The organism is Clostridium tepidiprofundi DSM 19306 (assembly GCF_001594005.1).
Lineage (GTDB): Bacteria > Bacillota > Clostridia > Clostridiales > Clostridiaceae > Clostridium_AC > Clostridium_AC tepidiprofundi.
In genome coordinates, this window is sequence record NZ_LTBA01000024.1 from 1 (window position 1) to 17,755 (window position 17,755).

Annotated in this window: 14 protein-coding genes, 2 pseudogenes and 1 riboswitch; of the genes and pseudogenes, 7 read left to right on the top strand and 9 right to left on the bottom strand. The window is 29.3% G+C overall.

Translation table 11 applies throughout. The features are described from left to right. The 3 genes and pseudogenes from CLTEP_RS09370 to CLTEP_RS09380 form a co-directional block, all read right to left on the bottom strand. A pseudogene (locus CLTEP_RS09370) lies at nt 1-448 on the bottom strand (IS200/IS605 family accessory protein TnpB-related protein); the annotation flags it as partial. Next, nucleotides 387-755: pseudogene (locus CLTEP_RS09375) on the bottom strand (IS607 family transposase); the annotation flags it as partial. The pseudogenes CLTEP_RS09375 and CLTEP_RS09370, both read right to left, overlap by 62 nt. Before the next feature lie 155 nt (nt 756-910). Further along, nucleotides 911-3,376: an N-acetylmuramoyl-L-alanine amidase gene (locus CLTEP_RS09380; RefSeq protein WP_066825935.1), complete on the bottom strand. Its 2,466-nt coding sequence runs from the start codon at nt 3,374-3,376 to the stop codon at nt 911-913. Between the two features lie 275 nt (nt 3,377-3,651). On the opposite strand from CLTEP_RS09380, the gene CLTEP_RS09385 reads away from it, so the two are divergent. Then, entirely contained in the window at nt 3,652-4,287 is a 636-nt protein-coding gene (locus CLTEP_RS09385) for an MBL fold metallo-hydrolase (RefSeq protein ID WP_066826049.1), read from the top strand. A gap of 193 nt (nt 4,288-4,480) precedes the next feature. Then, on the top strand, nt 4,481-5,197 hold the full coding sequence (locus CLTEP_RS09390; protein ID WP_066825938.1) for a protease complex subunit PrcB family protein: 717 nt from the start codon (nt 4,481-4,483) through the stop codon (nt 5,195-5,197). 84 nt (nt 5,198-5,281) lie between these two features. On the opposite strand, the gene nrdG is transcribed toward CLTEP_RS09390, so the two are convergent. From nrdG to CLTEP_RS09405, 3 genes are all read right to left on the bottom strand, one after another. After that, the gene (nrdG, locus tag CLTEP_RS09395; RefSeq protein ID WP_066825941.1) at nt 5,282-5,779 is read right to left on the bottom strand and encodes an anaerobic ribonucleoside-triphosphate reductase activating protein; all 498 of its coding nucleotides are present in this window, start codon (nt 5,777-5,779) and stop codon (nt 5,282-5,284) included. Next, on the bottom strand, nt 5,776-7,977 hold the full coding sequence (gene nrdD, locus CLTEP_RS09400; RefSeq protein WP_066825944.1) for an anaerobic ribonucleoside-triphosphate reductase: 2,202 nt from the start codon (nt 7,975-7,977) through the stop codon (nt 5,776-5,778). The genes nrdG and nrdD overlap by 4 nt, the downstream gene beginning before the upstream one ends. A gap of 240 nt (nt 7,978-8,217) precedes the next feature. Further along, nucleotides 8,218-9,687, bottom strand: a complete 1,470-nt coding sequence (locus CLTEP_RS09405; protein ID WP_066825947.1) for an aldehyde dehydrogenase family protein — start codon at nt 9,685-9,687, stop codon at nt 8,218-8,220. Nucleotides 9,688-9,876: 189 nt separating this feature from the next. On the opposite strand from CLTEP_RS09405, the gene CLTEP_RS09410 reads away from it, so the two are divergent. The 5 genes from CLTEP_RS09410 to thiT all read left to right on the top strand — a co-directional run bounded on the left by CLTEP_RS09410 (nt 9,877) and on the right by thiT (nt 13,583). Further along, nucleotides 9,877-10,899, top strand: coding sequence for an ABC transporter substrate-binding protein (locus CLTEP_RS09410; RefSeq protein ID WP_066825954.1), 1,023 nt, complete (start codon nt 9,877-9,879; stop codon nt 10,897-10,899). Next, entirely contained in the window at nt 10,874-11,629 is a 756-nt protein-coding gene (locus CLTEP_RS09415) for an ABC transporter permease (protein ID WP_066825957.1), read from the top strand. Before CLTEP_RS09410 ends, CLTEP_RS09415 begins: the two co-directional genes overlap by 26 nt. 2 nt (nt 11,630-11,631) lie before the next feature. Further along, nucleotides 11,632-12,336 carry an ABC transporter ATP-binding protein gene (locus CLTEP_RS09420; RefSeq protein ID WP_066825960.1) on the top strand — a complete coding sequence of 235 codons (705 nt, stop codon included), beginning with the start codon at nt 11,632-11,634 and terminating at the stop codon, nt 12,334-12,336. A gap of 229 nt (nt 12,337-12,565) precedes the next feature. Further along, nucleotides 12,566-12,745, top strand: a complete 180-nt coding sequence (locus CLTEP_RS09425) for a hypothetical protein (RefSeq protein ID WP_066825963.1) — start codon at nt 12,566-12,568, stop codon at nt 12,743-12,745. A gap of 54 nt (nt 12,746-12,799) precedes the next feature. Next, nucleotides 12,800-12,900, top strand: a riboswitch (TPP riboswitch). A 41-nt stretch (nt 12,901-12,941) separates the two neighbouring features. After that, nucleotides 12,942-13,583 (top strand): energy-coupled thiamine transporter ThiT, encoded by a 642-nt coding sequence (gene thiT / locus CLTEP_RS09430; protein ID WP_066825966.1) that lies wholly within the window; start codon nt 12,942-12,944, stop codon nt 13,581-13,583. Nucleotides 13,584-13,602: 19 nt separating this feature from the next. Here thiT and CLTEP_RS09435 read toward each other — a convergent pair whose 3' ends face one another. From CLTEP_RS09435 to CLTEP_RS09445, 3 genes are all read right to left on the bottom strand, one after another. Continuing rightward, nucleotides 13,603-14,967: a chloride channel protein gene (locus CLTEP_RS09435; RefSeq protein ID WP_066825969.1), complete on the bottom strand. Its 1,365-nt coding sequence runs from the start codon at nt 14,965-14,967 to the stop codon at nt 13,603-13,605. A gap of 292 nt (nt 14,968-15,259) precedes the next feature. After that, on the bottom strand, nt 15,260-16,105 hold the full coding sequence (locus tag CLTEP_RS09440) for an Mrp/NBP35 family ATP-binding protein (RefSeq protein ID WP_066825972.1): 846 nt from the start codon (nt 16,103-16,105) through the stop codon (nt 15,260-15,262). A 131-nt stretch (nt 16,106-16,236) separates the two neighbouring features. Continuing rightward, entirely contained in the window at nt 16,237-17,097 is an 861-nt protein-coding gene (locus CLTEP_RS09445; RefSeq protein ID WP_066825974.1) for a YhfM domain-containing protein, read from the bottom strand. Nucleotides 17,098-17,755 lie beyond the last annotated feature (658 nt).

A 17,755-nucleotide genomic window follows, 5' to 3' on the forward strand; every position in this document is an offset into this window, starting at 1 on the left:
ATCTTTTGATGAACATTTTTTTAGTACCAAATGTAACAGGGGGAATAGTTTTATTATCAATATGTTTTTGAAAATAGGCTAATCTTCTTTTTCTTTTATCGAGCTTACTTTTTAAAGCATTCCTTTTCTTTTGAGATAATTTATCATTTTTTAACTGTTTTTCAACAGCCTTAACTTTCTTTTTATAATTATCTCTATTTTCTTTGAGCAATTCTCTTTGAGAAACTATTGTCTGTCTTGCACTCTCAACGGCATCTTTAGCTTGACGTATATTTAAATTATATTTATGAGCTACTATTTTTTCTAATTCACCTTTTTTTATTTCACCTTCAAGAAGTCTTTTGAAAGAAAACCTTATTGCAGTGCAAAATACTAACATCATATTATCAATTATTGATTTCTGTTTGTCGTTTAGATTTATCAATATTGCTCTCATTGTTGTTTTCATTAATACTTTGCTCCTGCCTTTCTTTTTCTAATTCATTGATAGTTTTCTTTATTTTTCTTTCACCTTTTGCTCCATATAATATAGCACTAAAACAAGTAATCATACTTATTAAATCATTAACCATTTCTTCATTTGGTTCTAACTTTTTGTTTTGTTCAACTGCTTCAATACTTACATTTAATGATTTTGTAAACTCTTTAAGATAATTATATCCAAATCTAGCTAACCTATCAGGATATTCAACTATTATAGTATCTACTTCATTTAATCTTCTAAACATTTTAATTAATTGTCTACGCTTATCATTTAAACCACTTGCAAAAAGTTTATATACATATCAAATAATTTTAGTTAATTTTGTCTAAGTTTGAGCATTTTTCAAACAACAGTTGTAACCTCCCTTATAATATTTGTTTCAAGAAAATATCTCAATACCATTATACAGTATTGAGATTAATTATTTTAATCTAAAACGTAATTATTTATGCCTAAACTCTTAAGTATTCCTCTAGCTATAGCTCTAGCACATTTAGTCCTATAACTATTTGTTAATAATTTCTTCTCTTCAATAGGATTGCTTAAAAATCCTACTTCAGTAAGTACAGATATTGCATTTACATGCTTAAGAACGTAATATCCAGCTCCTTTGGTTCCTCTACTAAATGCACCAGTTTCTTTTAAAAGCTCTTTTTGAATGTTGTCAGCAACCTTTTTCCCTGAAGAACTATATCTATTATGATAAGTTTCTATTCCATGAGCTGTTTCTTTATAATATTTGTTAGCATGAATACTCACATACAAATCAACATCAGCATTGTTAGCAATATTACATCGCGCCCTCAAATCTGCATTTTCTTTTGATGGCCAACTTACATTATCAGTTGTCCTTGTATATACTACATTTATTCCATTCTTTACAAGATAATTGCCAACTTTTAATCCGATAGGCAATGTAATGTTCTTTTCCATAGTACCTAGTTGTCCTATTGCACCAGGATCATATCCTCCATGTCCTGGATCTATGCAAACCTTAAATTTTGAACTTCCAGATTTATTAATAATAAGTGTCAAATTAACTAACTTTCTGCTTTCTTTTATTTTACCTTCGAATTCATATATACCTGGTTCATTCGTATTTACTCTATTACTGTTAGTATTCCATGTAACATTAACACTTTTCTTTATACCATTGCCCAATGTTATATTAACTTTATCTGGCAAATAGTAAGTTTGTCCTTTTTTAATATGCTTTACCATATCATCAAAATGCACTTTACTCTCTTGTGATTCTTCCTCTTTAATAGTAGGTCCATTAGGATTAGCTGCTATATACTTCATTACTCCATCTGCAATAGCTTCAGCACATCTATCCCTATATTCAGCTTTCTTCAACAATGCTTCTTCATCATAATTTGTTAGAAAACCAATTGCAGCCCAAACAGATACAGCATTTGAAAGTTTAAGTGTATTTATATGATTTACGCCTTTCACTCCCCTATATTTTGCCCCTGTTTTCTGTATTAAATCATTTTCAATATACTGTGCAAATTCTTTTCCTTCACCTTTACCTGCCAAATAAAATGTCTCAATTCCATTTGAGCTCTCTTTATTGAAGCCATTACATCCAATACTAACCATCAAATCAGCTTTTGCATTATTAGCAATTTTTACTCTCTCTTGAATCTCGTTATATGAATTCCATGTAACATAATCACTTTTCCTTGTATATATGACATTAACACCTTTGCTTTCGAGTATTTTCCCAACTTTTAAAGCAACATATAAATTAATATCTTTTTCTTTTGCACCAGTTACACCAACAGTACCGCTATCAAACCCTCCCCTTGACGGATTAATACATACTTTATAAATTTTTGCTGGTTTGTTTGGTTTGTTTGGTTCAGCTGGCTTAGTTGAATTTAAATAATCAGAAATATTACCTTTACCTACATATTTTTCTAATGCTTCTGCAATAGCATTTGCCAATTTCTGCTGATATGCATCACTCTTTAAAAGTTTTTCTTCTCTACTATTAGTAATAAATCCAAGTTCCAACTGCACTTTCGCACTTCTTATATTTCTTAATATATTTGCTCTTTCCTTCTGTAATGATTTTATTCCTCTATCATTCGCAAAAGTGTATTTTATCAAACTTTTTTGTATGTAATCTGCTAACCTCTTGTCTTCATCATAACCATCTAAATAATATGTTTCAATGCCATTAACATTTCCATTTTCATAAGCATTACAATTTATAGTTAAAAACAAATCAGCTTTAGCTTCATTACAAATTCTCGCTCTATTATTTGCATCTTCTTTGATATTCCACCCAACTTTAGATGTTTTACGTGTATAAATAACATTTACACCTTTCTTTTCAAGTATGTTTCCCAATTTAAGTGCAACATTCAAATTCACATACGATGCCTTAACACTTGTGCTACCTTTAATAGAATTTGCCCATAATTGTCCCGGGTCTATACATATAGTCAATTTATCATCAATATTTTTTGCATTTTCTATATTATTAGGAAATGGCCTTATTACCCTGAATTGCATTTTAGTTTCTTTAAGCAACTGATGACCATCAGACGATTTAATTCCATCTTTTATAACTATAAAGTAATTCCTTCCATATGAATAACTTTTTATAGGAGTTATAATTATAGACTTTTTATCTTGTCCAATTTTCACATATACATCTATTTTTTGATTATTTTCATCAACTATGTAAATATTATTTGTATTAACCGAGCTACTATTTATCGTTTTATTAAATCTTATTGTCCACTTTTTATTTATATTAACCCCTCTTCTTGAGGGAATTCCTCTAACTTCACTTGCACTTGCATAATTTAAACCTTGTGTAAAAACAAACAATATTGAAAACATTATAGTAAAAATAAAAAATCTATAAAACCTATTCACATCTTCTCCCCCTTGCAAGCTCATTTTATATGATTACATTTTATTTAATCATAATACATTCATTATACAATATTTCATCAATATTCTCTATATTTTAATTATTTTTTTATTATTTTTAAAATATTTATCGAACTTTTTGTAATTTTTTGTATGAATTTTGTTCATAGCAGATTAAAGGATATATGAAATACTATGTAGAAATACAATTTACATACATCAAAAAAATGAACGATGGTTATCATAAATATGTATTAGTATTGAAAGGAGCATTTTTTATGAAGATAACTTGGCTTGGGCATGCATCATTTCTAATTGAAGATTCAAAAGGAAGAAAATTACTGACTGATCCTTTTGACAAAACAGTAGGATATGAAACATATAAAGGAACCGCTGACGTTGTAACAATAAGTCACGAACATTTCGATCACAATTATACTAAAGATATTCAAGGAGATTTTGAACTTGTTAATAAGGTCGGATTCTTCTATGCTTGTGATATCCCTGTAAAGGGTATACCATCTTACCATGATAAATCAAAAGGTGCAAAACGAGGTGACAACATAATATACACATTTAAAATGGATGATTATGTAATATGTCACCTTGGCGATTTAGGTCATGCTTTAACTCAAGAAGATATTGACGCTATTGGAAAGGTGAATATATTATTGATACCTGTAGGTGGAAACTTTACACTAGATGGAAAAGAATCAGCTGAGGTTGCTAAAGCAATCGGAAGTAATATTGTTATTCCTATGCACTATAAAACACCTGCACTAAGCTTTCCTTTAGATGGTGTTGAAAACTTTATTATGTATATGAAAAATGGCGATAGAATTGAAAACAACACATTAGAAATAACAGATGAACTTACTGAACACAATATTGTTAAAATACTCAACTACAAATAATTATTTTATCAATTTATATTATGCCCCCCTTCGAGGGGTTATTTTTTTTAATTTATATAGAGATCTTTTTTAATTTTTAGCTAATATGAATAACTTTTTTCGAATACTAACGTATACTTAGTGAAAATATTAATTCATCATTGCTAACAAAATACATTATAAAAAATAAAATAATTTGAAGGAAGGTATAAATATGAATAAAAAAAGAATTACTGCTTTAATGCTAACACTATTATTATCAACATCAACTGTTTCTGCATTTGCAACACAAATAAAAAGTAACAATAAAACTTCAGTAAAAACTTCATTGTTAAAACACAATAATAATATGGTATACACTGGTGGAAGTAACTATTTTGACGAAAAAACCGGAAAATATATAATGAAGAAAAAAACATCTATTAATAAAGAAAATATATTAATCAAAAACAATACAGATACAAATATTGACTACAAAGATGTAACAAATAAGATTTCTAATGATAGTGAATTAAGTGAATGGATATCTATAAATCGCAATACTAAAGGGGTTTATTTCAAAAACTACAATAATAAGAATTATTTATTAATTTCTGCTGGAAAATGTAATACTGGAGGCTATTCTATCAATTTGAATAAACTATATACCAAAAAAAATATACTATACGTTGATGCTGATATTAAAGTTCCCTCTAAGGATTCTATTGTAACAGAAGCAATAACTTATCCTTATTTAATTATTCAATTAGATTCAAATAGCAAGTTTAATAATATTGTATGGAATCAAATAAATATCAATGATTTAAAATTAAATGACTCAACAACTCTAGGAGATATTAAAAAAATGTTCAATTCGGCCAATAATACTGGCAAAAAATTATCCGTAATAAAAAAAGTGCTTAACTTTTTACAAACTCTAATAAGTTTATAATTTACAGCAAGCAAAAACATCCTAAAAATAAACAATATGTTTATTTTTAGGATGTTTTTAAGCTTATAGTTCTAATTTCACAGACTATAAAATTACTTCTACAACTCTTTTCTCATACATACTCTTTTCTACATCTATAATCCTCTGATTTGAAGAACCAACATATTTAGGCGCATCCTCAGTAAGATTTTTGTCAAATTTACCATCAACTAAAACATCAACTTTATTCAACAAAATAATCTTAGCTTCATCATCACTATGCAATATTTCTTCATATGTATATCCCGTATAGCACCACAAATTCAAACCTATACTCTTGACTTTATCCGCAAGAATCGCAAGTTCCTTCGCACTATCAAAAGGCTCTCCTCCTGAAAAAGTAACACCACTGATTAGAGGAACATTGCTTTTTATTCTTTCAAATACATCATCAATTTCAACTTCATCACCATAATTATAATCCTGCATTTCTTTGTTATGGCAACCATCACAATTATGATTACATCCTGAAACAAAAACAACCGACCTTATTCCAACACCATTAACTAGTGAATTATCTAAAAACCCTGCAATCCTCATCATTGAATCACCCCAGGGGTGTAAGTTTTTCCAAAACTTCCATTATGTGCAGTTCTATCTGCTCTTTCAGCAACCTTACCCGAACCGAATCTTTCATCAAGTGACAAATATCCTGTGACACGACTTATTCCCTGTATATTCATGCTATTACATTTAGGACAATGTGTTTCATATGACTCAACTCTATGTCCGCAGTCTTTACAATACCTCATATGAAAATTAATTCCCATATAAGATATATTTGTATTATGATAAGCATAATCTATAATCGCCTTAACATCTTCTTTTTCTGGATACCCGTCTAACTCAATATAAGTTATATGACCACCATTGCATATTTTGTGATATGGTGCTTCAATATCAATCTTATCCTTTATTGATATTTTATAGCTTACTGGTATATGGTAACTATTGGTATAGTAATCTTTATCCGTTACGCCTTTTATTTTACCGAATAATTTTTGGTCCTGAATAATAAATTTACCACTCAATCCTTCTGCTGGTGTAGCATAGCATGAATAATTAAGCTTATCCTTAACTTTAACTTCATCACAATATTCTCTTATTATTCCAACAATTTCAATACCTATTTTACGAGCATACTCATTTTCACCGTGATGATACCCTAATATAGCTGTTAATGTCTCCGCTAAACCAATAAATCCAATAGCCCATGTTCCTTGCTTTAATATTGGCTCTATACTATCATCTTCATTTAAATTTTCAGAACCCTTCATAAGCTTTTCTCCTGCAACAAATGGTAAATCTTTAACCCTAAGATTCTTCAATATACTATATCTATGCATCAATGCTTCTCTTGATAACTCTAGTCTTCTATTCAATAGTTTATAAAAAATATCTAAAGCAAATTTTCTGATTTCACTTTCCATATTTTCTTTACCATACTTTGCAACATCGTCCTTATAAAAACTTTCCGCTTCTTTCCTTGCTAATATGCCTAAACGAGGAAGATTTATCGTACAAGGTGCTATGTTACCTCTTCCATCTGGTCCAGGCTCTCCATTTATATTAGACATAACATACGTCCTACATCCCATTGTTGCTGGTATATATCCCTTATCATAATATTCCTTATTAAAATCAGCATCAATATTCATAAACATAGGATTCATCCTCTTACTTGCAACTCTACAAGCAAGTTCATATAAATCATAATAAGGATCACCAGGTTCTCTATTTACACCCTCTTTAACCCTAAAAATAATATTAGGGAATATAGGTTGTTCTCCTTTACCTAATCCTTTTTCATATTCCTCCAAAAATGCCTTATCTATCAAATATGCATCATAACTTTCTGGAAGTCCAATATTTAAAGATGAAAATGGTACTTGAGATCCTGCTCTACTATGCATAGTATTTAGATTGAAAACAATAGCTTGCATTGCTTGATGTACAATTTTTTCTAATTTCTTTTCAACTAGTTCATCTAACTTATCATCATCACCAATAATTTCTTTATACTCTTCTCTTATTTCATTTCTTGTCAATTCAACAAAATATCCCATATCATTGTCAAAATCGACATGTGACTGACCTCCAAACATGTCATTTTGAGCACTCTGTAATAATATACAAGACAATTCTGCAGCAGAACCAATTCTTTTAGGAGGTTTTATTGTACCATATCCTGTATTGAAGCCTCTCTTTAACACTTCACCTGTTTTTATATTCAAGCAATTTGTAGTTAAATTATAACTATCCAAATCATGAAAATATATATCACCATTTTCATGTGCTTTAGCCAAATGCTTCGGCATAGAAGCTAAGTTATGCCATTTATTAGACTCACTCGCTATTCTTAAAAGTTTAGAACTAAAATTATTACCGACATTAGCATTATCTCTGTCCGTCTCTACTCCAATTTTATTAATAGTTTTCATTATATCAGATTTTATTTCTCTTATTTTTGTTCTTTCACGTCTATAGTTTGAATAGGCATTTCCTATTTCATCGTATCCACTTGATAAAAGTAATTCTTCAACCACATTCTGTATTTCTTCTACTGTTAATTCATTCTTATCAAACATTTCTAACTTTTGTATAATGCTTTGAGTTAAATCAATGAACTCACTTTCTTTCATAATAATTCCAATTTCACTAGCCGCACCTTTAATAGCATTGGTTATTTTCTGAGCATCAAATTCAACTCTTCTACCATCCCTTTTTACTACATATTGCATTTAATAACCTCCCGATACACAATATATTGTATTAATAATACTACAACATTATACTATTTAAAAATTTTAATATCAATTTTCAAATTAACCTTATCTAAATAATATGATTGATTATATTAACTTATCTCATTTTTTTAGAGTTTCTTATATCAAAATCATTATTGACACATAAAGAATAATCTTTTAACAGAGAATAGGAAACTTTAATCAGAGACTGGAGACTCGAAACTGACGTACTTGCTACTTTCCATATTTAAATTTAATAAACCGTTTAAGGTATGCCATTTTTAATTTTGAATATGGATACCAATTTGATTCTCTCAATTTCTTTCCCTTGTCGACCAATACAGAAACTGTATTACAAAATGCATATATTCCATCACTCGAATGGTATCTTCCTATTCCACTCTGTTTTATTCCTCCAAATGGAAGATTCATATTTGCAAAATGCATTATAACATCATTAATACATATATTCCCTGTCTCAATTTTATCTGCTACCCTCTTAGCCTTTTCTAAATCACGACTCCAAACAGAAGCACCTAATCCAAACTCAGAATCATTTGCAAGCTTTATTGCTTCCTCTTCTGTTCTAAAAACCATAACAGGTATTATTGGTCCAAAAGTTTCTTCTTTCATTATTTTCATATCGTGATTAACATCCGTTAAAATTGTTGGAGTTATAAATCTTTTATCATCAGTAATTGTGCCACCTTTAAGTATTTTTGCACCTTTATCTAAAGCATCTTCTAATTGCTCTTTAATAATATCAATTTGATTTATAGATGTCATAGAACCAATATCAAAACCATCACCATACCCCTGACGAAGTTTTTCTATTCTATCAGACAACAAATTTATAAAATTCGTATAAATATTTTCATGAACATAAACTCGCTCAATCGATAAACATGTTTGCCCTGAATTAGAAAGTGCACCCCACAAAGCTCCATTAACAGCTCTTTCTAAATTAGCATCCTCCAAAACAATCATAGGATCCTTACCACCTAATTCCAGCTCAACTGGAATTAACTGTTCAGATGCTGCTTTCATTATAATTTTACCTACTTTGGTAGAACCAGTGAAAAATATCTTATTTGGGCGAGAATGTACAAGCTCATTTCCAATATCGCTCCCACCATGCAAAACCTGTAAAACTCCATCTGGAATATTAATCTCTCTAAAAATGTTTTCCATAATTATACCTACATATGCTGTAACCGATGAAGGCTTTACTATTACAGTATTTCCTGAAACCAAAGCTGATATCATTGGTATCATTGCTAACTGAAATGGATAATTCCATGGAGCAATAACAGCAATAACTCCCATAGGTTTATATTTAATATATGATTTTTTCCCAAATAAATGAATTGGAGTCTTTACGCGTTTTGGCTTCAATATTTCAGTTGCCTTTTTTTCATAGTACTTTAATGCATCAATTACTGGAAAAACTTCTGTAATATATGCTTCTTTAGGTGGTTTCCCTGTTGCTTTTGATATATCTTCTGCAACTTTTTCACCATTTTCAATCAAGTACTTACGCATTTTATACAAATATTCTATACGCTCATCTATAGAAATTTGTGACCATACTTTAAATGAATTTCTTGCCTTTTCCATTTTAATAGACACGGTTTCTATTTCATCTAATTTAATTTCTCCAAGTACATCCCCATTAGATGGATTAACCATTTTAATAGTACTCATAATAATCCCCTCTTTTTTATAAAATAATTTTACAACTATAAAATAATTTTATCATATAACAAAACAAAATAGAATTATTCCTCTGCATACTTTACATATTTTTCAAATCATTGACATATAATATCCTTAGTGTTAAAATTACTTTTATTAATTGACATATACAAAAATTTAATTTGTGGAGGTTCTAATATGAAAAGAAAGTTCACTATATTCTTTTTAATATCAATTCTTATATTTTCCTTAATAGGATGCACTAGCAAAAGTTCAAATAAACAAAATTCAAATACTAATACTTCAAACAATACTAACCAAAACAAAATCACCGTAAACATTGCAGGTCTTAAAGGGCCTACTTCAATTGGAATGATTAAAATGTTTGACGAAAAACCATCACTTGGCAAAAATATAACTAGTGTGTACACTATAGCTAATACACCAGACATATTAGTAGCAAAATTAATTAAAAAAGAAGTCGATATTGCAGCACTTCCAACAAATGTAGCATCTAAAATGTATAATAAAACAAATGGTGCATATAAATTAGCTGCTGTTAATACATTTGGAATGTTATATTTGGTTACTAATAATACTGAAATAAATAGTTGGAATGACCTAAAAGGTAAAAAAATAAATATTATTGGAAAAGGTTCTACTCCAGATTATGTATTTAGTTATTTACTGAAAAAGAACGGCATTAACACCGAAAAGGATGTTGATCTTGATTACTCTTTAAGTCAAGCTGAATTAGCACAGGCTGTTGCTGCAAACAAAGTAAATATTGCTGTATTACCTGAACCTTTTGTAACAATGGTTACTATGAAAAATAAAAATGTTAAGATTTCAATGAATTTGCAAGATGAATGGAAAAAGATACAAGGAGAAGATAGTCCAATAGCAATGGGTTGCGTAGTTGTTAGAAGCGATTTTGCAAAAACTCACCCAGAAGCAGTAAATACTTATTTAAATGAATACGAAAAATCTATAAATTGGGTAAACAAAAATCCTGAAAAAGCAGGAGTTCTAGTTGAAAAATTCGGAGTTTTGAATAATGCAAAACTAGCTGAAAAAGCTATACCGAATTGTAATATAAGATTTTTAAATGCAAGCAAAGCAAAAAATACTGTTAATACATTCTTGAATATACTCTATGACTTCACTCCAAGTTCCATAGGAGGTAAATTGCCAGATGAAGGTTTCTTCTATAAAAAATAAGTTTATATCATTATTTCCAATACTTCTTTGGATATCAGTATGGATGATAGCTTCTCATTTTGTTAATGAGAAGCTTATTCTTCCTTCACCATATAGCACATTTAAATCCTTAATAATTATAATGTCAACGAAAATTTTCTATATAAGTATATTTCATACAATAATTAAAGGGCTTATTGGTTTTGCTATATCTACTTTTTTGGGAATTATATTAGGTTTTTTATGCGGATTATATGATTTTATTAATCAAATATTTATGCCTATAATTACAACAATAAAATCAACACCTGTTATTTCAATAATATTTATATTGATACTTTGGTTTGGAACAAATCTTTCTCCTATATTTGTAAGCTTTTTAATTTCTTTTCCCATTATATGGACAAATGTTGTAGAAGGAATTAAAAATACAGATAAAAATTTATTGGAAATGGCAAAAATATATAAAATAAAAAAATGGAGAGTTTTATTGAATGTATATTTTCCTTCAATTCTTCCATATATCACAGCTGCAATGTCATCAACTCTTGGAATAGGATGGAAAGCAACTATAACAGCCGAAGCGATAAGTCAACCTAAACATGCTATTGGTACGAATCTATTTAATTCTAAAATGAATCTAGATATATCTGGGCTCTTTGCATGGACTATTGCTGCAATTATTCTCAGTTTCTTTTTTGAAAAAATATTTAGATACATTGAAAAAAAGATTACACCTTGGAGGATATAAAAATGCCACTACAAATTAGAAATTTATATAAATCATTTTCCACCCTTAAAATATTTAAAAATTTTAATATGACAATACATAAAAATAAAATCAATTGCATATTAGGTCCATCAGGCTGTGGTAAAACTACTCTCTTAAACATAATAGCAGGTTTAGAAAGCATTGATTCAGGAGCTCTCGTTGGATTTGAAAATAAATCATTATCATTTATTTTTCAAGAGCCAAGACTTTTAGAATGGATGACTGTTTGGGATAATATTGATTTTGTTTTAAAAGATATTTTCCCAAAACAAAAAAGACAGTATATCATTACAAACTATTTAAAAACAGTTGATTTACTTGAATTTAAAAACTATTACCCTAAGGAATTAAGCGGTGGAATGAAACAAAGAGTTTCAATAGCAAGAGCTTTTGCATATCCTTCTGATATTCTTATAATGGATGAACCTTTTAAAGGATTAGATAATAAATTAAAGAATACTCTCATTAAATCTTTCTTACGTTTGTGGCTAGATGACAAAAGAACAATAATATTTGTAACACACGACATTGATGAATCATTGTTACTGGGCGACGACATATTTATATTAAGTAAAAATCCAGCACATATAAAAAAACATATCACAATCGATATAGCTCAAAAAAATCGCAACATAGAAAAAGAAAGTTTAATTTCTATAAAGAATATTTTAATTAATTCATTCTAACTTATTTGATATTTTGACTCAATAAGCTATTTCAACCAGTTTATTTACTTAGAAAAGTCTGCACTAGTTTCATGTATAATTAATTAATCATGTAGAAAAACTATATCATAAAGATATGGTTTTATTTTTTCTAACTAGACTCGTTTTGCTAAAACAAAACGCCTCAATATCCCACTTATAAAAATAGGAGTCTTGTAGAATCAATCAATAATGCTAGGAGGAATAAATTATGAAAGGGAAAATACTAGATATGAACAAAACTGATGCATTTATAAGCTTTGAAAATGGTACTACTATGGACGTAAGCACTTCTCATTTGCCTAAAAACTCTAAAATAGGTGATACAATAAATATTGATATTTCAAATAACTCTAATATTCAAAATGACAAAATGCCAAATATGCTATAAATATATTGTAGTTTATAGAAATCTATACTATAATGTAGACATAATTAAATAATATTTATGTGCTAGGGGTGTCGAAAGGCTGAGAAATGGATATTACCATTACCCTCATACCTGATCTGGGTCATACCAGCGTAGGGAAGCAGTAATAATTTCTTCAATATTTACTCCTTTTAGCACATATTAAGGAGGTTTTTTTATGCAAAATTTTTTAAATGCCCTTATTAAAAATCTTACCGACATATTTTCTAGTCCAATCACTATAATAACTTTAATTGGAGTACTAATACTTTTGATTGCTCTAACTAAAATGAAAAAGATTAAATTCACAACAAGGATGATAACTCAAGTTGGACTAGCAATAGCATTAACGGTCGTACTTAAAATGTTTAAAATTTATACTGCACCATATGGTGGTAGCGTCACTATAGGAAGTATGGTTCCTATATTATTAATATCAATTATTTATGGACCAGAACTTGGATTCTTAACTGGTTTTCTATATGGCTTAGTAGATTTAATTATGGGACCGTATTTGCTTCATCCTATCCAAGTTTTATTTGATTATCCTCTCCCATTCATGATGCTTGGAATCATAGGCTTTTTTAGAAATAGAACAAAACCTTGGATTTTATTCGGAGCTGTTATTGCAATACTTGCCAGATTTGCGTGCCACTATTTTGCAGGAGTTGTATTTTGGGGAAGCTATGCACCAGATGGTATGTCTCCTTATCTATACTCTTTATTATACAATGCACAATACCTACCACTTGATGGTCTTATATGTTTAGCAATTCTTGCAGTATTGCCAATTAAACGTTTATGCAAAATTAAAGGGTGATTAAATCACCCTTTTACATTTAAGATTCTTTATTTACCTTTTGAACTATTTCATTAAAAATAACGTATTTAGATTTGCCAGAAATTTTAAATTTATTTGCTTCTCTAATCTCACATTCCATTTTCATATCAATAGATTCAGATTTTGAAAAAGCTATTATCTGAGTCGGGTATACACTTTTATGTCCTACTATAAGATAGCTAACAACACAAGCTATAGATGCAAATGATGCCGCATCCACTCCAAACAATTCCATAGACATAATTATTGCCGCAAGAGGAGTATTTGCACAAGCTGCCAATAACGCTACCATACCTATAGCACTATATAATCCTATATTACCATGTACTAGTTGTCCCCATACATTACCCGCTGTAGCACCTATATAGAAAATAGGAGTCAATATACCCCCGCTTCCTCCAGAACCTAGTGTTATAGAAGTTGTAAACATTTTAATAATAAAGTCTCCAGCACCAACACAATTTCCTTCTATAGCATTATCAATGATATTAGTTCCAAGCCCAATAGCATCTGTATTACCACCCAAAACAAATATTAATAAAACAATAATTGCTCCTCCAATTATTCCTTTTAATGGTTTATATATATTAAATTTTTCTTGAAAAAAATGCTCAATTAACATCAATACTCTTATAAATATCATTGCAACTAAACCTATAAATACACCAAAAATTATCATATTTGCAAACATTTTAACATTGTTGTTTATAGTAAAATCAATCGAGTATGCAACATGATGAACCCCTAAAAATATATTAACAAAGTAACTAACATATGAAGCTATCAGAGAAGGTAATAATACACTATATGAAAATTTACCTACATATAAAACCTCCGCTGCAAATACAGCTCCTGCTACTGGCGTACCAAAAACTCCTGCAAATCCAGCACTAACACCACAAACAACAAGTTTTTTTCTATCGATTTTATCCATTTTGAATATTCCTGAAAAAAACGATGCTATTCCACCACCAATTTGTGCACAAGGCCCTTCTTTACCAGCTGAACCTCCAAACATAATAGTTACAATTGTAGAAAATAATTTTATAGGTATAACCTTAAAATCAATTTTACCACTTTTTTGATGAATAGCTTGTATAACTTTTTCTGTACCATGTCCTTCAGCATCAGGAGCAATCTTAACAACCAGTAAACTGCTCAAAAAAAATGCCGCTGGCATCAATAAATAATAATACTTCCATGTCTGAGATGTAATATTGCATGACATCTCTAATAGTTTTAAGAAACCTGCGGTAGCTCCTCCAACTATACCACCTACAAATATTGCCAAAACAATCCATTTAAATGTACTGGCAATCATAACAGTTCCTTCTGCAAAATCACGCAACAAACTTTTTTTCATTTTCACCTCTCCTAATTTTCAGAATTTATAAATGATACAATACCCCGAATTAAATGTTGTATAATAATAGTTAAACTTATATAGTTAACATTATATAGAGGTTCTTAATACCTTTTGACACCACAATTGTAACATATAAAATTCTGAAAATAAAGAAAAAGTATAAAATTTATAATAAAAAACAAAAAGCAAGCAGAATATAGTTCTAATCTACATTCTACTTGCTAGTGAGCACTCGATTTATTATTTATTATTTATTATTTATTATTTATTATTTATTATTTATCATTTACTATTTATTCATTTGATTTAAAAATTCTTCAGATAATTTTTCATACTTATTTGAATTTGTTATGTATGTTTCTATTTCACCTTTTTCCATATTTTCAACTAAATCAATATTAATTGGCATTTCTGCTAATAGCGGTATTCCTAAATATTCAACTTGCTCTGAAGCAGTTTTCTTGCTGAATACTCTTATCTTTTCACCACATTTTTCGCATAAAACATATGACATGTTCTCAACTGCACCTAAAACAGGTGTATTCATTTTTTCAGTCATAGTTACAACTTTTTTAACTATCATAGAAACCATATCTTGAGGAGTAGAAACTATAACCATACCTGTAAGAGGTACTGTTTGCATAACCGTTAGTGCTACATCTCCTGTTCCTGGTGGCATATCTATTAAAAGATAGTCCAATTCACCCCACTCACTATCAGAGTACATCTGATTCAATACTCCTGTAATCAATGGTCCCCTCCAAATTACAGGATCATCTTCCTTTTCCATTAAAAGATTCAACGACATAACCTTTATTCCCATCTTAGTCTGAACAGGTATAAATTTAGCTTCTTTTTCTGAAACTTGAGTCATTACAGCTCTTTTTTCATTTATACCAAATATTCTAGGCATTGATGGTCCTGTAATATCTGCATCAAGAACTCCAACAGTATATCCTTGCTTTCTTAATTCTATTGCCAAAATACCTGTAACTGTAGATTTACCAACTCCACCTTTACCACTAATAACTCCTATTATATTCTTTATTTTCCCATATTTAGGAAAAACTTTCGAACATTGCCCACTGCTATTGCAAGAACCTTTGCTTGGGCAGCTATCACAACTGTTACTCATATCTATATCCTCCTATAAATACCATAATTTTATATTTGCATAAGCAAATATACATGTAAAACTACATCCTCCACACAATTATACCACTTTAATCTTTTTAAACAAATACCTAATATTTTTTTACAAATCTTTTAAAAATCTTTTGGCTTATTATTCTCATAAACCTGTATACTCCATATTTTATCTTTTACACTATATTTTGCCCAAACATAATATTTTTTTTCGCTATCTGAATCTTTTTCTTTAATTTTCACAAGTGACTTGTATACAGTTGATTTATATCCCTCCGTTTTTACTGTTATAACTGTATTACAACTATTATCCTCATTTAATTCTATATTCTTATAATGTTCATTTAATTTATTTTTGAAATCCTCTAAATCGGTTGATAATACAAACTTAGCTACTTCAATATCTTCTTTTAGATTTATTACTATACTTTTATTTCTATCATTTTCTCCTAAATATTTGTCTAAAACAGCTAATATAGAATTATAATAAACATATTTAAAATTTCTAGGTTTTCTAATGTTCCAAAAATTTCTTATAATATCATTGTCCAATCTAGAAGAAACTATATATACATTATCATCGCTATAAAAATTACCATTATCACTTTTATCCAATCCCGCTATATAATTGAACTTGTACACTTTACCCCCTCTTTCATACATTTCAAATATATAATCAGGCTGCAATTTAGATTTATTATCTACCTTTTTTGCTGAAGATAAAATTTCATACAAATCATATATAGCACTCTTATCAGTAACACTAAATCTAAACGCTTTGTCTCTTGTACTTTGAATAACTATCTTCTTTACTCTCCCCTGTCTAATATTTTCAAAATCATTATTTTTCAAACCAACTTTTACTTTTAAAGTATCAATTCTACTGCATCCCATAAACAACATTGTAAATATAATAATCAAGAATAAAATTATCCTTTTCTGATTCACTAAGCCTTCCCCCAATTCCGCACTCTTTTCCATTCCATCTTAAATTAAAGTATCAGTAAATTGTATTTCATATAAATTATAATACTTATGTGTAACTAAGACAAGGAAACAAGAACTAAATGAGGTTCTAGTAGGAAAAACAAGGTTCTAGGTACTAGGATTAATCAAGTTTTCTAGACGGCTAGTTTCTAGTCTCCAGTTTCCAATCTCTAGTCTCTAACACAAATTTGTAACTTGGTAACTAGTATCTGTTTTAGGTACTAGGTGCTAGGAGGATAAAGAAGGTACCAGACTTTAAATTTCTAACTAAGTTACAATCTGCTTTGGCGATTAGAGATTAGCGATTAACAACTTCGGTTTAGTCTCCCGCCTCCAGTACAAGTTTGTGACTTGAGAACCAGTATCTTATTAGGTACTAGGATTAATCAAGTTTGCTAGTCGGCTAGAGAGCTAGATTGCTAGTACAGATTTACAATTTGATTGCTATATACCTGCAATCAGCAAATGTTTTTTATATTGAATTTAAGAAATTGCATAGCAATTTTACTGCCCACTGAAAAACTGGCAGTCTTGTTTAAAAAAATCGTGTAACGATTTCATCATTAACTAGCCACTAGCAAACTGATCAACTTGCAATCTTTATTTAAGAAATTGCGTAGCAATTTCAACCTGTACTATTCTCTAATTAAAC

What these genes read in the sequence shown, in the direction of transcription:
- CLTEP_RS09385 (WP_066826049.1), top strand. Translation starts at nt 3,652, where the DNA reads ATGAAGATAACTTGGCTTGGGCATGCATCATTTCTAATTGAAGATTCA.
- CLTEP_RS09390 (WP_066825938.1), top strand. Translation starts at nt 4,481, where the DNA reads ATGAATAAAAAAAGAATTACTGCTTTAATGCTAACACTATTATTATCA.
- nrdG (WP_066825941.1), bottom strand. Translation starts at nt 5,779, where the DNA reads ATGATGAGGATTGCAGGGTTTTTAGATAATTCACTAGTTAATGGTGTT.
- nrdD (WP_066825944.1), bottom strand. Translation starts at nt 7,977, where the DNA reads ATGCAATATGTAGTAAAAAGGGATGGTAGAAGAGTTGAATTTGATGCT.
- CLTEP_RS09405 (WP_066825947.1), bottom strand. Translation starts at nt 9,687, where the DNA reads ATGAGTACTATTAAAATGGTTAATCCATCTAATGGGGATGTACTTGGA.
- CLTEP_RS09410 (WP_066825954.1), top strand. Translation starts at nt 9,877, where the DNA reads ATGAAAAGAAAGTTCACTATATTCTTTTTAATATCAATTCTTATATTT.
- CLTEP_RS09415 (WP_066825957.1), top strand. Translation starts at nt 10,874, where the DNA reads ATGAAGGTTTCTTCTATAAAAAATAAGTTTATATCATTATTTCCAATA.
- CLTEP_RS09420 (WP_066825960.1), top strand. Translation starts at nt 11,632, where the DNA reads ATGCCACTACAAATTAGAAATTTATATAAATCATTTTCCACCCTTAAA.
- CLTEP_RS09425 (WP_066825963.1), top strand. Translation starts at nt 12,566, where the DNA reads ATGAAAGGGAAAATACTAGATATGAACAAAACTGATGCATTTATAAGC.
- thiT (WP_066825966.1), top strand. Translation starts at nt 12,942, where the DNA reads ATGCAAAATTTTTTAAATGCCCTTATTAAAAATCTTACCGACATATTT.
- CLTEP_RS09435 (WP_066825969.1), bottom strand. Translation starts at nt 14,967, where the DNA reads ATGAAAAAAAGTTTGTTGCGTGATTTTGCAGAAGGAACTGTTATGATT.
- CLTEP_RS09440 (WP_066825972.1), bottom strand. Translation starts at nt 16,105, where the DNA reads ATGAGTAACAGTTGTGATAGCTGCCCAAGCAAAGGTTCTTGCAATAGC.
- CLTEP_RS09445 (WP_066825974.1), bottom strand. Translation starts at nt 17,097, where the DNA reads ATGGAAAAGAGTGCGGAATTGGGGGAAGGCTTAGTGAATCAGAAAAGG.